The sequence below is a fragment of the Actinoplanes sp. CA-015351 genome (genome assembly GCF_050955685.1).
GTDB lineage: Bacteria > Actinomycetota > Actinomycetes > Mycobacteriales > Micromonosporaceae > Actinoplanes.
In genome coordinates, this window is the sequence record NZ_CP192102.1 from 8,115,173 (window position 1) to 8,128,878 (window position 13,706).

Below are 13,706 nucleotides of genomic sequence, written 5' to 3' on the forward strand. Positions count from 1 at the left end.
CTGAGCCGCATGTCCATCGGCTGGCGGCCGGCGATGCGGTCGGCCCTTTACGGAAGCGACGGCTTCTTCGTCCGCGCCGGGAGCGGCCCGGCCGGCCACTTCCGTACCAGCGTGCACGCGTCCCCGCTGTTCGCCGGGGCGCTGCTTCGAATCGTCGAACGGCTCGACGAAGCCCTCGGCCGGCCCCGGACGTTCGACCTGGTCGACGTGGGCGCCGGGCGCGGCGAACTGCTCACCGTCCTGCTCGCGCTGATGCCGTCCGATCTGGCCGCCCGGGTACGCCCGATCGGCGTGGAGATGGCACTCCGGCCGGACCGGCTGGATCCGCGGATCCGCTGGCGGACTGGCGTGCCGGACAGCGTGACCGGCCTGCTGATCGCCACCGAGTGGCTGGACAACGTCCCGCTCGACGTCGTGGAGACCGACGAGCACGGCAACCTGCGCAAGGTGCTGGTGGACCGGCGGACCGGCGCCGAGACGCTGGGTGGCCCGGCCGACGCGGCCGACCTCTTCTGGCTGAAACGCTGGTGGCCCGGCCCTGGACGGATCGAGATCGGCTGGCCCCGGGACGCCGCCTGGGCCGATGCCGTGGCCTCGGTGCGGCGCGGGGCCGCGCTCTGTGTCGATTACGGTCACCAGCGCTCCGAACGGCCGGCCCTCGGCACGCTCACCGGGTATCGGGACGGGCGTCAGGTGCCGCCTGTTCCGGACGGCAGCTGTGATGTCACGGCACATGTGGCTATGGATGCGGTGGCGGGTGCGGCCGGTTACGCGTACCAAATGGTCAGTCAGCGTGAGGTGCTGAAAGCGCTCGGGGTCGACGGCGCGCGACCACCGCTGGAGCTTGCCCGCACCGACCCGGCGGCGTACATCCGCGCTCTTTCCGCGGCAGGCAGCGCCGCCGAGCTGATCGATCCGTCCGGGCTGGGCGCACATTGGTGGTTGTGGCACGAGATAGGTCCGGAGGTTCGTGGGAGCATCTTGCAGTGAACGATGACCTGCGGGAGATGACGGTCGGGACCGGTGCCGGGCTCGACACGGCCGACATGGTCCTCAACATCGGGCCGCAACATCCGTCGACTCACGGCGTGCTGCGGCTCAAGCTCAAACTGGACGGCGAACGGGTCGTCGAGTGCGAGCCGATCGTCGGATACATGCACCGCGGCGCGGAGAAGCTGTTCGAGGTCCGCGACTACCGGCAGATCATCATGCTGGCGAACCGGCACGACTGGCTTTCCGCGTTCTCCAACGAACTCGGCGTCGCCCTCGCCGTCGAACGGCTCATGGGCATCGAGGTGCCGGAACGCGCCGTCTGGCTGCGGATGGCGCTAGCCGAGCTGAACCGGGCGCTCAACCACCTGATGTTCCTCGGCTCCTACCCGCTGGAGATCGGCGCGATCACACCGATGTTCTACGCGTTCCGGGAACGAGAAACCCTCCAGGCGGTGATGGAGGAGGTCTCCGGCGGCCGGATCCACTACATGTTCAACCGGGTGGGCGGCCTCAAGGAGGAGGTGCCGGCCGGCTGGACCAAGCGGGTCCGCGAGGCCGTCGCCGCGGTCCGCCGCCGGCTGCCCGACCTCGACCGGCTCATCCGCAAGAACGACATCTTCCTGGCCCGGACCGTCGGCGTCGGCGTCCTCACCGCCGCCGACGCAGCCGCCTACGGCGCCTCCGGACCGGTCGCGCGCGCCAGTGGTCTAGATTTCGATGTACGCCGGGACGAGCCCTACCTCTTCTACGACCAGCTGGAATTCCCGGTGGTGACCCGCCAGGCCGGCGACTGCCACTCCCGTTTCGAGGTGCTGCTCGACCAGACGTACGTCTCCCTGGATCTCGTGGAGGCCTGCCTCGACCAGGTCGACCGGATCGGCGGCCCGGTCAACGTACGCCTGCCCAAGGTGGTCAAGGCACCCGAGGGCCATACGTACGCGTGGACCGAGAACCCGCTCGGGGTGAACGGTTATTACCTGGTGTCCCGCGGCGAGAAAACCCCGTGGAGGCTCAAGCTGCGCACGGCCTCCTATGCGAACGTGCAGGCCCTGGCGACGCTGATCCCGGGCTGCCTGGTGCCCGACCTGATCGCCGTCCTCGGCTCGATGTTCTTCGTGGTGGGCGACATCGACAAATAGCCGGGCTACGGCTGTCGTTGCCGCTCTGCCCCGAGCTTGATCTTGGCAAAGGGTGGGCCAGCGCTCGGGTTTTGCCGTTCGTGGACCGGTGGCAGGCTCGGGGCGGTGTCTCGGTGTCTCGGTGTCTCGGTGTCTCGGTGTCTCGGTGTCTCGGTGCGAGGTGCCGCTCAGAGATCTTGTGCGGTTTGGGCGGCTGATCGACCACAAGTGCATGAGTTTGCGGGACGGTTGTCCGTGGCATGTCGGTGAACGCGTGCTTCACAGTTCCGACCGTGGTGAACGTGTGCTTCACAGTTCCGGCGTGGTGAGCGTGGCGAGCGTGGTGCTGGTGCTGGTGCTGGTGCTGGTGCTGGTGCTGGTGCTGGTGCTGGTGCTGGTGCTTCGCCGATCTTGTGGAGTTCGGCGAACCGTTTGTGCGTAACTCCGCAAGATCGGCTAGGCCTGTTCGATCTTGTGGAGTTGTGCAGCCACGTCTGCGGAGAAGTCCACAAGATCGAGTCGGCGCGGCCCGGCGCGGCCCGGGGCAGCACGGGCAGCACGAGGCAGCACGGGCAGCACGAGGCAGCACGGGGCGGGGCAGCGCGGGGCGACCCGGGGCAGCGAGGACAGCCGCCGCTTGCCAAGATCGGCGCTGAGAACCGGATGAACTACGGCCGGGCTACTTCAGCGGTCGGTGTTGTAGCCGCCGTAATTCGCGAAGTCCTCCAAGGAACCGACGTTCGTGTCGTTCGCGGACGGACGGTGGCGGCGGGCCTTGTATTCGCCGGACGGCTGGTCCTCGTAACCCTGATCCGGGTAGCCCTGATCCGGGTAGCCCTGATCCGAATAGCCCTGGTCCGTGTAGGCCGGGTCCTGGTAGGCCGGGTCCTGATAACCCTGGCCGTCGTAACTCTGGCCGTCATAGCCCTGGCCGTCGTAACTCTGGCCGTCATAGCCCTGGCCGTCGTAGCCCTGGTCCTCGTAGTCCCGGCCGTCGTAGCCCTGGCCGTCGTACGCCTGCTCTTCGTAGCCGGTGTGGCCGCCGTACTCGTTGGCGCCGGCGTAACCGCTGGCCGCGCCGAAGTCGTCGTTCGGGGATTCCGGGCGGCCGTACTGGGTCCCGGGGCGGACAGCGGCCGCCGCACGGGGTGGGCCGGGCGGAGGTATAGGACCGGACGACATGGGACCGGACTGCGGCAGTGGACCCGACGAGTGCGGCCCCTGCGGAATCGGACCGGCCTGCATGGGACCGGCCTGCATGGGACCGGCCTGCATGGGACCGGCCTGCATCGGACCGGCCTGCATCGGACCGGGTGGGACTGAGGCGGCGGCGCGCGGTGGGCCGGGTGGGACTGAGGCGGCCGCCCGAGCAGGGCCTCCAGGGCCGGGCGGCGGGACAGCGGCGCCACCACGAGGGCGCGGAACCGGGCCGGGCGGCATGGTGTTCGGGCCGGGCCCGTTCATCGGCCCGCCGTGCAGAGGAGCCCCACTCATCGGAGCACCCGGCATGCGCGGGCCAGGGACAGGAGCGCCCGGGGGCGGGCCGGTTACCGCTGCTGAGCGGACCACCGAGGCGGAACCGGAAGGCACGGACGCCGATCCAGAGGGCACCGATCCAGAGGGCACCGAGGCCGAAGCACGGCCCGCGGGCGCGCCGCCGGGCATCCGGGCCGGAGAGACCGGACCGGCCGAGCCGGCCGCCGGGCCACGAGAACCGTATTCGCTCTGCTCGAAACCGTCGTAAGCCGGCACCTCGTCATAAGAACCGTCATAAGAGTCGTCATAAGACTGAGCACCGTCATAAGACTGAGCACCGTCATAAGACTGAGCACCGTCGTAAGACTGCCCATCGTCGTAGGACTGGACGGCACCGCCGTAGACCGGCCCAGCCTCAGACTCGTACCCGGAATTGTCATAAGCCGACTGCGGAGCGTAACCGGCATCCGGTGGGGTGACCGCGACCTGAGCTCGGCCGCCCGGATTGCGCGGGGTCAGCGGCGGGCGAGGCGCCTCCGAGACTGCCGGAGCCGCCGCATAGGCGGCGAATTCGGACCGCATCTGCTTGCGGAGGTTCTCCACCTCCTGGGCGACGCGGTCCTCGACATCCATCCTGAGCAGCACCGGATCAGCGCGGATCAGCACTGATGCGCCGACCAGCACCACGCTCACGGCGATCAGCAGCAGGGCGAAACGGATCGAGGTGTTGCCGCCACCGATCAGTACCACTGCGGCCGCCAGCGGCGCGAGGACCACTCCGCCCCAGAGGAGGCCACGGAGCAGCTTCGCGCTGGGTCCCGCTTGCGGGTCGCGTTCCGGCATGGGCGCAGATGTTACCGAGAGTGCGCCCCAATAAAAACGGCCGAGCAGTCGAACGGCACAAATGACCCATGACCACCGGGCGATCCGGCTGGTTTCCGTTTGGGCGGAAGCCAGCCGGAAGCACTACCGGGTGCCGCGCCAGCCGCCGAGGGTGGCGAGACCGATGATCCAGCCCACGAAGAGGCCGTAACTGGCGCCGGAACCGGCCGCCTGGAACGCGCCGAGCAGGGAGGGGTTGCTGAGGAACAGGGTGGTGAGGAGAGCGGCGAAACCGCCCGCGAAGATGTACGAGGCCCAGCCGGCGAAGAACTGGCTGATCGTGCCTCGGGCCCGGGCCAGCTGGGAGCCGGGCAGCAGGTAGAGGAAGAGCGCGGTCAGCACCACGAGCAGGATCGCCTTGAGGTCGCCGACGATCACGTCGCGCAGCGAGTCGTCGGTGTCGAAGCTCCAGTGCGGCCAGGCGAGCAGCCGGAGCCACCAGCCGCCTGCCGTGTCAGGGTTGGTGTTCTCCAGAGCCCAGTCGCTGTACCAGGGGCTACCGAAGACGAGGACGAGTATCAGCGCGGCGAGTGTGCCCGCACCCGGTGCGGTCTTGTATCGATTCCCGAGAGCCATGGCCCCGCTATTCCCAGCGGGGCCAGGCTCTCAAACGATGAACGTCACTTGCTCAGGTAGTCGATGAATGCGGCTCGCAGCAGCGGTTCCGCCTCGCCGAGGTCGCGGCCCTCGAACTCACGCCAGAGCGCGACCGCCTCGTCGACGGTCGGCCCGATCGAGTTGAGCGCGCCGTCCAGCGAGGCGGCCTCGTCGGCGTCCGGCAGGTGCCGCAGCACCGACCAGTAGAACTTGACGTCGTGGCGTTCCCGGGCGAGGGCGAAAGCCCGTTCCCTCAGCACCTCGGTAGGCAGGGCGTCCAGTTCAGCAAAGGTCGGCGAGGTCATGACCAACAGCATAATCAGCGCGTCTGACCCCACGGGCCGTCGTCCCAGCGGTCGCTGGGCGCCGGCTGCGGGTTGCCGGGCTGGTTCCAGGTCTCCGGCCGGTCCGGCGACCAGGTGCCGTTGCTGGCGGCGGCGTTCCACTCCTCGCCGGTGCCGGCCGGAAGCGGCCGGCCGTACGTCTCGACGAGCCGGGTGACGATCAGGCCGGCTGCGAAGACGCTCGCGGCGATCGCGAACAGCGCGATGTCGAGCTCGCGGAGGTCCTCGTAGTCGAGGAAGAGCGTCATTGCGGTCACCGCGAACAGCGTGCCGAAGATCCCGCCGCGCCGTCCGTACGCGCTGGTGCCGCCGAGCAGCGCCAGGCCGAGTCCGATGCCGGTCCACTCCAGGCCGGTGCCGGGTACGACCGGGTCGGCCGAGCCGGCGGCCAGGATCGAGCCGGCGCCGACCGCGAAGAGCGTGGAGAGCAGCAGCGCGATGACCACCGGAACCGCGGTCTTGGCGCTGCCACGGCGGGCCGCGTCGCCGTACGGCCGGAAGCCGCCGACCCAGCGCCGGATCGGGCCGATCGCGCCGAGGCCGCCGCCGAGCAGGGCCAGCAGCGCGAAGCCGCCGAAGAGGAGGAAGGCCTGCCCGGTGGGGTCCCAGTCGCCCTGCACCACGACCGGCGCGACGCGCAGCTGGGAGTAGACGATCACGCCGAGCGCGGCAGCAAGCGTCGCGGCCCAGCCGGGCACGTGCAGCGTGACGACGACGACCGCCACGATCAACGCGCCGGCCGCACCGATGATCAGCGCCGGGACCAGGGCCTGAAGCAGCCCCTTGTCACTGTTCTCGGCGAACTGGAACGCGGCGGCCAGCGCGATTGGGCCGATCGCGAGGTTCGGTACGCCGGCCCGGAGGCTGAGCCCCGCGCCGAGAGTGAGCAGACCGATCGCGGCGCCGGTGACGAGCAGCGAGTCGAGGGCCGGACGCTGGAGCGCGGCCGAGTCCTCGCGGAAGAGCAGGAAGCCGATGACCGCGGTGGCGACCAGCAGCACCACTTCCCAGCCGAGGTGGACGCCGAGACGGTCGCGACCGTCCTCCTCCACCGCGGCGAACGAGCCGGTGGTCACCGGTGCGCGCAGCGACTGGTCGAGCGTGTTGCCGGCCGTGTCGTCGTACTGCACCCGGCGCCGGTAGGCGGCCGGATCCGTCTCGGTCTGGTTGGTTTGTTGGCGGAACGTGGTCTCGTCGTAAGACATGTCCGCGCCTCCTTACGCCTCCGCGAGCGGTTCGAGGCGCACGCTACTCCGGCCAGAAGCCGCCCGCCGCAAAGCATACGGATACGACATGGCCTCAGTTCAGAGCCTATGTGGCGTTGATGGATGTCAACGCCGCTCGGTCGGCCGCCCGGAGTCGTCGTCCTCGCGATCGGGCTGTTCCGGCACCCGGCAGGACCGCTCCAGCCAGAGGGCCGCGCCGATCAGCGCGAGCGCCGCCACGAGCCCGCCGGCGGTGGCCGGGATGTCGTCGCGGGCCGCCTTCGTCGGTTCCAGCAGCAGCCAGGTGAGCAGACCGGCGGAGAAACCCGCGAAGATCGCGCCGACCAGAGAGGACGCTTTCGCCAGAGCGACGTACCGCGCCACGGCGAGCGGCTCGACCGGGAGCGCGCCGGGCTTGCGCTGGATGCGCGCGCCGGTGTTCTGCGCGAGCATCGCCTCGGCGACCGCGAGGACCGCCAGGATCAGCGCCGGCGTCCACGGCAGCGAGGGCAGACGCGAGTAGGAGAAGCTGAGCAGCAGCCAGCCCACGGCAGCGGCGGCCAGGCCGGCCACCACGAGAACCGAGATGCTCGTCGGTCGCAGGGACGGGTCGGGACGACGCCCGTCTTGGGGGTTGGCGCTCACTTCATCGACTCTAGCGAGTAATCGGGTCGCGGGCTCATCGCGGCGAGGTCGGCAGTGGTCTCCGGCGTGTCCAGCAATGCGGCGATCGGGCCGTGGCCGGGCAGCACGTCGTCCGGCCGCAGATCGAACCACGGCCGCAGCACGAAAGCACGCAGGTGGGCGCGCGGGTGCGGAAGCGTCAGCTCGGCGTCGTCGCTGATCACCGGGGTGCCGTCGTTCTGGCGTACCGCGATCACGTCGACGTCGAGCGTGCGCGGCCCGAATCGCCGCTCCGGGTCACGGACCCGGCCTTCGGCCGTCTCGCACGCCTGTGCCCGCTCCAGCCAGTCGCGCGCGGTCGCGCTCCGATCGTTCACGATCAACACCACATTGAGGTACGCGGGCTGCGCCGTGTCTCCCCACGGTGGTGTCTCGTAGACGCCGGAGATCGCCGTGACATGCGAGCCGAGCTGGTTCACGGCGGCCAGCAGGTGCGCCCGCCGATCGCCGAGGTTGCTGCCCAGCGAGAGGACCGCCTCGGTCACGAGCTGCTCCGGCTCAGGGTGACGCTGACGTCGGCGAACTCGTGCGGGATCGGCGCCTGCGGCTTGTGCACGGTCACCTCGGCGGCCAGCACCCGCTCGTCGGCGAGGCAGACGTCGAGCAGCCGGTCGGCAAGTCGTTCCAGCAGGTTGACCGGCTCACCGGTGAGCACCTCGACCAGCCGGCCGGCCAGCTCGCCGTAGTGAATGGTGTCGGCCACGTCGTCGGAACGGGCGGCCGGGCCGAGATCCAGGTCGAGACGCACGTCGACGACGAAGTCCTGTCCCTGCTCCCGCTCGAAGTCGTAGACGCCGTGGTTGCCCCGTGCGCGCAGTCCGGTCAGCGTGATCCGCCCGGTCATCGTTCCTCCGTACGCGTACCCATGAATGTCGGTGAGCCGGTGGCGCGCCAGACCGCGAGCGCGTCCGCGGTCGCGCCCACGTCGTGGACCCTGACCCCCCACGCGCCGGAAGCGACCGCCAGTAAAGAGGTGGCGAGAGTGGCCGCCTCGCGGCCACCGACCGGCCGGGGTGTGCCGTCCGGGCCGGCGAGCAGGCGGCCGAGGTAGGTCTTGCGGCTGGCCGCGAAAAGTACCGGGAAGCCGAGTCCGGTCAGCTCGCCGAGGTGCGCGGAGAGCGCCCAGTTGTGCTCCGGGAGCTTCGCGAAGCCGAGACCCGGGTCGAGGATGATCCGGCCCGGGTCGACGCCGGCCGCGATCGCGTCGTCGGCGCGCTCCCGTAGTTCGTCGCGGACCTCGGCCACCACGTCGGAATAGACCGCGAGCTTCTGCATCTCGCGGGAGTGGCCGCGCCAGTGCATCAGGATCCAGGGGCAGCCGGCCGCGGCGGCAACCGAGGCCATCCGCGGATCGGCGAGCCCGCCGGAGACGTCGTTGATCACCACGGCGCCGGCTTCGAGGGCCGCCTCGGCGACCGCGGCGCGCGAGGTGTCGATACTGACCGGTACGCCCTCGGCGAACAAGCTCCGGATCACCGGAACGACGCGAGCGATCTCGGTCGGCGCGTCCACACGCTCCGCTCCAGGCCGGGTCGACTCGCCACCGACGTCGATGACGTGTGCTCCTTCGCGAAAAAGGCACATGCCGTGTTGAACCGCGGCGTCGATGTCGGTGTATCTCCCACCGTCAGAGAAAGAGTCCGGCGTGACGTTGAGGACGCCCATCACTACCGGGTGATCCAGGCGGAGCAGTTCAGCACCTGTGAGCTGCGCGTCCAGCGGCGAAGTCGGCACATCAAGAGGGTACGGGGCAGCAGGTTTTCGAACAGGTGTACGATGCCACGTGACTGAAATTCACGCGCTCCTTCACCTTGGGTAACGAAACGGGCGCTTGTTGCTCGCAAGTACGAGCCGTACTCTTCGGATCTGGGCATCATGAAGTGACCGAAGAGAGCAGACGAGCATGGCAGTGCCCGAACGGCTCACTCGACGTGGTGAGCGCGAGGTAGCACCATATGGGCGTTGCCGTACGGCTTCACAACTGCAGCGTGTCCGTACCCCCCTTACCGGACACGGGGAGGTTTACCGATGATCGCCACCGAGCTCACCATCCTGGCGGCTGAGCCATCAGGCAGCATCAACACCGAAGGAATCGTCACCTTCTTCGCGAGCAACATCGCACCGATCCTGCTAGCGGTGCTCGGCGTGATCTTCATCGGCCGCGCCAGCCGCGGCGAGATCTCGAAGGTCCTCACCAGCTCGGCGATCGCGATCGTGGGCCTGGCGTTCATCGCCGGGGCGGCCACGCTCTTCTTCGTCGGCGAATCGATCATCAAGCTGATCTTCAACTGAGATGCGGCTCCGGACCGACGACGACATCTACCGGGCGCGCCTGGTCTATCTGGGCCCGCCCGGGTACACGCTGCCCATCCATCTTCCGTACGCGCAGTACGGGATGTTCGTCGCGCTGGTGCCGCTCTTCATGTTCCTCCACTACCTGATCACGCTCGACTTCGACCCGTTCCCGGCCTGGGAGATCGCCCTCGCCATGGTCACGACGTCGTACGTGTTCCGGCATGTCGACCCGGACCGGCCGGCCCGCGTCGTCATCCGCACCGCGCTCACCGACTGGCGCCGCACACGCGAGCCCGCCGTGGAGCAACGCGATCCGAGACTTGTCGCCACTCGCATCCGCGTCCGGGAGGAGTTGGTATGACCAGTTGGAGTGTTTGCGAACTACCGGCTGTCGCCGCCGCACGCACCACTTGGGTCGGCGCATGACCGGAACTCCTCCGCACGGGCATCCCCGCGCGGACGCCTCGCCCGCGAACAGGCAGAGTAACGGTGTGCACCCGGACAATTACTCCTCGCCCGATTCGCTGGACAACTCCGAGGAGCTCGTTGCGGCACCCGGGCACGGCGGCGTCGGCGTCTTCCAGGCGCCCCAGCCGGTCCGGCCGCGCAGCACCGGGGTCGACACCACCATGGACATCGACTCGCCCTTCCTCGACCTCTTCGGCGGAACAGCCACACCGGCGCGCACTGGGAGTACCCGTGCGAGTGATCTTTACGCGGAACCGCCGGATTCCGATCCGGACCGTGGCTTCGGGTTCAACGACCGGGCGGCCACTCCGGTTGCCCCGCCGGCCGAACAGCTGCCTCCAGCGGTAGAACCACTTCCGCCGGTGGACAAGCCGCAGATCGCACAGCCGCAGGTTGCTCGGCCGCCCGTTGCTCAGCCGTCTGTTGCTCAGCCGTCTGTTGCTCAGCCGTCTGTTGCTCAGCCGTCTGTTGCTCAGCCGTCTGTTGCTCGGCCGCCTGTCGCCATTCCGCTGCCGCCGGCTGTGGCGCCGGAGACGCCTGTCGCGATTCCGCTGCCGGCTGCCGAGACGCCGTCCGCGCCTGCCGTGGAGGAGACGCCGGGGTGGAGCGGCGCGCCGTTCACCAGGGCGCCGGCCGGGCCGGAACCCGACTACTACTCCGAGCCCGAGCCGGTCTCGCAGCCGTTCCCTCCATCGTTCGACCAGTCGTTCGATCAGTCGTTCGATCAGTCGTTCGAGCCTTCATTCGGGCCGTCGTTCGCGCAGGAGCCGGCCCAGCGGGCCGAGCCGGTGCCGGATGAGTTCGACTTCAGCGAGTTCGACAACTGGCCGCCGGCAACCGGGTCCACGGCTGCTCCGGCGGCCGTCACGCCCGCGCCGGAGGTGCCGCGTCCCGCGGCCGTGGAAGCGGTTCCCAGCCCGGCTTTCTGGCAGGCGGCCCCTCAGGCTCAGGTCGCGAGTTCTCTACCCGTACCCGTCCCTGAGAAGGCACCGGCCCGGCGCCCGGAAAAATCTCCCGCGAAGCGGGAGAAAACCGCGAATCCGGTCAGACAGCGCAAGGACGAGAAGGCAGCGGCGCTGCGTCCGCAGAAGCTGAAATTCAGCGACCGCGACCCGGCGATGGAGCTGGCGATCAGTGAGATCGCCGGGCATCTGACCTTCACCCAGAGCACCGTGACGGCGTGGTACTACCTGCCTGAGGTGCGCTGGGCCTTCCGGCCCGACGCGGAACGCGAGGCGCTGCTCAGCGCCATCTCCGAGCAGTACGCGGGACTCGCCGGCTTCCGTCTGCACCTGCGCCGGACCACCCGGCCATTCCCGGCGGACGAGTGGGCTCGCACTGTCGATTCGTTCACCGCGAAACCGCTGCCTGACGTGCACGGCGGCACCTCGTGGTCCGATCACCTGGTCGCGGCCCAGCGCCACCTGCTCTCGGTCAACCATGCCGAGGGGCAGACGTTCCTCGGCGTCACGTTCGCGCGCCGCTCGCTCGGCGACACGTTCTCCGAGCGCATCCTGCGGATGTTCGGCAAGGGCACCTCCGACGGCGAACGCCGCAAGCTGGGCCGGACCGTCGAGCAGTTCGACGAGGTGCTCAACGCGTTCGGCATGCGCGGGCGCCGGGTCACGCCGCAGGAGCTGGAGTGGCTGCTCTACCGCTCGGTGGCGCTCGGCATGGCCCCGCCCGGGTTGCTCTCCCCGGTGACCAACGGCCACTGGGAGACCGGCGACCTGCTCGCGCTCACCGAACAGGTCGAGCGTTACCGCACGCCGTACGGTTCGACGGTCAAGCTGGTCAACCGGATGACCGGCGAGGAACGGCATGTCGCCGTCCTCTCGGTCGGCCGGATGGAGCCGCTGGAGATCCCGGAGAAGCACGAGCCGTGGATGCACTTCCACGAGCGTCTGCCGTGGCCGATGGAACTCTCCTCGCGGATCGACATCCTCGGCTCGAACAGCTCCTTCAAGAACCTCGAACACCGGCTCCGGATGATCCGCTCGCAGCAGCTGGATTACGCCGAGCACGGCATCGACGCACCGCCCGAGCTGGAACGCCTCGCCAAGCGCGCCCTCGTGATCGGCGACGAGATGACCACCGGGCTGCCGGTCGAGTCGGCTCGTGCGCACGGCTGGCATCGGCTCGCGGTCAGCGGCGCCACTCGCGAGGAGTGCCTGGAACGCGCACGGCGGCTCATCCAGCTCTACTCCCGGGAACTGCGGATCTCGCTGCAGCACCCGAAGAGCCAGGACCAGCTCGCTCGCGAGTTCATCCCCGGCGAGCCGATCGCCAACACCGGTTATGTACGCCGGATGCCGGTGAAGCTGCTCGCGGCGGCCCTGCCACAAGCCGCTTCCAACGTCGGCGACCGGCGGGGTGACCTGATCGGGCGTACCGCGGGAACCTGCCGCCGGCCGGTCTTCCTCGACCTGCACTTCCCGATGGAGGTGCGGGAACGCTCCGGCCTCGGCGTGTTCGTCGCCGAACCCGGTGGTGGCAAGTCGACGCTGATGGGCGCGCTCGGCTACCTGAACGCCCGCCGTGGTGTCCAGGTGACCCTGCTCGACCCGTCCGGGCCGCTCGCCCGGCTGTGCCAGATGCCCGAGCTGCGACCGTACTCACGGGTGCTGAACCTGACCGGTTCCGAGCAGGGGACGCTGGCCCCATACGCCTTGATTCCGACCCCGATCCGCTCCGAGTTCCCGACCGGCCCGTCCGGCGACCGGGAATTCGAGATCGCCGTCTCCAACGCCCGGGCCGAGCGCCGCATGCTCGTCCAGGACATCTGCTCGATGCTGGTGCCGCCGCAGGTCGCCAAGGAAGCGTCCACCGCGACACTGCTGCGTCACGCCGTCCGGCAGGTGCCCGCCGAGGAGACTTCTACGCTTGACGACGTTGTGCGTACGCTCCAGAGCCTCGACGACGACGAGGGCAAGGAACTGGCAAACCTGCTCCTCGACACCGCCGAGATGCCGCTCGCGCTGCTCTTCTTCGGCCACCCGCCGCCCCACCTGCTCGGCGCCGACGCGGCACTCACCGTCATCACCATGGCCGGCCTCCGCCTCCCCGACCTCAAGATCGAGCGGGAGTACTGGTCGGCCGAGGAATCCCTGGCCCTGCCGATGCTGCACACCGCACACCGGCTCGCCGTCCGCCGCTGCTACGGCGGCTCCATGTCGTCGCGCAAGATGGTCGGCCTGGACGAGGCACACTTCATGGAAGGCTGGCGCTCCGGCCGATCCTTCCTGGTCCGCCTGGCCCGCGACTCCCGCAAGTGGAACCTGGCGGCCCTGGTCGCCTCACAGAACCCGCGGGACATCCTCGGACTCGACGTCCAAAACCTCGTCTCCACCGTCTTCGTCGGCCGAATCGCCGAAGACCAGGAGATCGCCTCCGAAGCACTCCGGCTCCTGCGGGTGCCGGTTCATGACGGGTACGAAGCGACACTCGCCTCGCTCTCCCAGGTGGACACCTCCTCCCAGCACCGTCTGGGCTTCCGCGAGTTCGTGATGCGGGATGTAGACGGGCGGGTCCAGAAGGTCAGAGTCGACGTGTCGTACGTCGAAGGGCTGCTTGAACATCTGGACACGACACCGGGGGTGGCACCCCAAGCGGTGGTGCCGCTCCCGTCCGACCTGGAGGTTTGA

The 13,706-nt window shown here is 69.2% G+C and carries 14 protein-coding genes; 6 read left to right on the top strand and 8 right to left on the bottom strand.

Annotated features, from left to right (window positions below):
- The first annotated feature begins 9 nt into the window (after positions 1-9).
- The 3 genes from ACQP2E_RS36920 (at position 10) to ACQP2E_RS36930 (ending at position 2,553) form a co-directional block, all read left to right on the top strand.
- The gene (locus tag ACQP2E_RS36920; protein ID WP_433827574.1) at positions 10-990 is read left to right on the top strand and encodes an SAM-dependent methyltransferase; all 981 of its coding nucleotides are present in this window, start codon (positions 10-12) and stop codon (positions 988-990) included.
- A gap of 17 nt (positions 991-1,007) precedes the next feature.
- A complete protein-coding gene (locus tag ACQP2E_RS36925; protein ID WP_433834228.1) occupies positions 1,008-2,132 on the top strand; it encodes an NADH-quinone oxidoreductase subunit D in 1,125 nt (374 codons plus the stop codon).
- Between the two features lie 283 nt (positions 2,133-2,415).
- Positions 2,416-2,553, top strand: coding sequence for a hypothetical protein (locus ACQP2E_RS36930; RefSeq protein WP_433827575.1), 138 nt, complete (start codon positions 2,416-2,418; stop codon positions 2,551-2,553).
- A gap of 242 nt (positions 2,554-2,795) precedes the next feature.
- Here the strand turns inward: ACQP2E_RS36930 and ACQP2E_RS36935 are convergent, their stop codons facing one another.
- The 8 genes from ACQP2E_RS36935 to folP form a co-directional block, all read right to left on the bottom strand.
- On the bottom strand, positions 2,796-4,430 hold the full coding sequence (locus ACQP2E_RS36935) for a hypothetical protein (RefSeq protein WP_433827576.1): 1,635 nt from the start codon (positions 4,428-4,430) through the stop codon (positions 2,796-2,798).
- A 123-nt stretch (positions 4,431-4,553) separates the two neighbouring features.
- Positions 4,554-5,045 (bottom strand): hypothetical protein, encoded by a 492-nt coding sequence (locus ACQP2E_RS36940; protein ID WP_433827577.1) that lies wholly within the window; start codon positions 5,043-5,045, stop codon positions 4,554-4,556.
- A 44-nt stretch (positions 5,046-5,089) separates the two neighbouring features.
- Positions 5,090-5,383: a hypothetical protein gene (locus ACQP2E_RS36945; RefSeq protein WP_433827578.1), complete on the bottom strand. Its 294-nt coding sequence runs from the start codon at positions 5,381-5,383 to the stop codon at positions 5,090-5,092.
- A gap of 2 nt (positions 5,384-5,385) precedes the next feature.
- Entirely contained in the window at positions 5,386-6,615 is a 1,230-nt protein-coding gene (locus ACQP2E_RS36950; RefSeq protein ID WP_433827579.1) for an ABC transporter permease, read from the bottom strand.
- A 126-nt stretch (positions 6,616-6,741) separates the two neighbouring features.
- Positions 6,742-7,260, bottom strand: coding sequence for a DUF3180 domain-containing protein (locus ACQP2E_RS36955; RefSeq protein ID WP_433827580.1), 519 nt, complete (start codon positions 7,258-7,260; stop codon positions 6,742-6,744).
- Complete coding sequence (gene folK, locus ACQP2E_RS36960; protein WP_433827581.1) at positions 7,257-7,784, bottom strand: 2-amino-4-hydroxy-6-hydroxymethyldihydropteridine diphosphokinase; 528 nt, start codon at positions 7,782-7,784, stop codon at positions 7,257-7,259. The genes ACQP2E_RS36955 and folK overlap by 4 nt, the downstream gene beginning before the upstream one ends.
- Positions 7,781-8,143: a dihydroneopterin aldolase gene (folB, locus tag ACQP2E_RS36965; protein ID WP_433827582.1), complete on the bottom strand. Its 363-nt coding sequence runs from the start codon at positions 8,141-8,143 to the stop codon at positions 7,781-7,783. Before folB ends, folK begins: the two co-directional genes overlap by 4 nt.
- Positions 8,140-8,964 (bottom strand): dihydropteroate synthase, encoded by an 825-nt coding sequence (gene folP, locus ACQP2E_RS36970; RefSeq protein ID WP_433834230.1) that lies wholly within the window; start codon positions 8,962-8,964, stop codon positions 8,140-8,142. The genes folB and folP overlap by 4 nt, the downstream gene beginning before the upstream one ends.
- A gap of 363 nt (positions 8,965-9,327) precedes the next feature.
- Here folP and ACQP2E_RS36975 point away from each other — a divergent pair, with 363 nt between their 5' ends.
- The 3 genes from ACQP2E_RS36975 (at position 9,328) to ACQP2E_RS36985 (ending at position 13,706) form a co-directional block, all read left to right on the top strand.
- On the top strand, positions 9,328-9,591 hold the full coding sequence (locus ACQP2E_RS36975) for a hypothetical protein (protein WP_111649674.1): 264 nt from the start codon (positions 9,328-9,330) through the stop codon (positions 9,589-9,591).
- Position 9,592: 1 nt separating this feature from the next.
- The gene (locus tag ACQP2E_RS36980; RefSeq protein WP_111649673.1) at positions 9,593-9,955 is read left to right on the top strand and encodes a hypothetical protein; all 363 of its coding nucleotides are present in this window, start codon (positions 9,593-9,595) and stop codon (positions 9,953-9,955) included.
- 61 nt (positions 9,956-10,016) lie between these two features.
- Positions 10,017-13,706 (top strand): ATP-binding protein, encoded by a 3,690-nt coding sequence (locus tag ACQP2E_RS36985; protein ID WP_433827583.1) that lies wholly within the window; start codon positions 10,017-10,019, stop codon positions 13,704-13,706.

Coding starts and splice junctions, on each gene's coding strand:
- ACQP2E_RS36920 (WP_433827574.1), top strand. CDS start 10: ATGTCCATCGGCTGGCGGCCGGCGATGCGGTCGGCCCTTTACGGAAGC.
- ACQP2E_RS36925 (WP_433834228.1), top strand. CDS start 1,008: ATGACGGTCGGGACCGGTGCCGGGCTCGACACGGCCGACATGGTCCTC.
- ACQP2E_RS36935 (WP_433827576.1), bottom strand. CDS start 4,430: ATGCCGGAACGCGACCCGCAAGCGGGACCCAGCGCGAAGCTGCTCCGT.
- ACQP2E_RS36940 (WP_433827577.1), bottom strand. CDS start 5,045: ATGGCTCTCGGGAATCGATACAAGACCGCACCGGGTGCGGGCACACTC.
- ACQP2E_RS36945 (WP_433827578.1), bottom strand. CDS start 5,383: ATGCTGTTGGTCATGACCTCGCCGACCTTTGCTGAACTGGACGCCCTG.
- ACQP2E_RS36950 (WP_433827579.1), bottom strand. CDS start 6,615: ATGTCTTACGACGAGACCACGTTCCGCCAACAAACCAACCAGACCGAG.
- folB (WP_433827582.1), bottom strand. CDS start 8,143: ATGACCGGGCGGATCACGCTGACCGGACTGCGCGCACGGGGCAACCAC.
- folP (WP_433834230.1), bottom strand. CDS start 8,964: ATGGGCGTCCTCAACGTCACGCCGGACTCTTTCTCTGACGGTGGGAGA.
- ACQP2E_RS36975 (WP_111649674.1), top strand. CDS start 9,328: ATGATCGCCACCGAGCTCACCATCCTGGCGGCTGAGCCATCAGGCAGC.
- ACQP2E_RS36980 (WP_111649673.1), top strand. CDS start 9,593: ATGCGGCTCCGGACCGACGACGACATCTACCGGGCGCGCCTGGTCTAT.
- ACQP2E_RS36985 (WP_433827583.1), top strand. CDS start 10,017: ATGACCGGAACTCCTCCGCACGGGCATCCCCGCGCGGACGCCTCGCCC.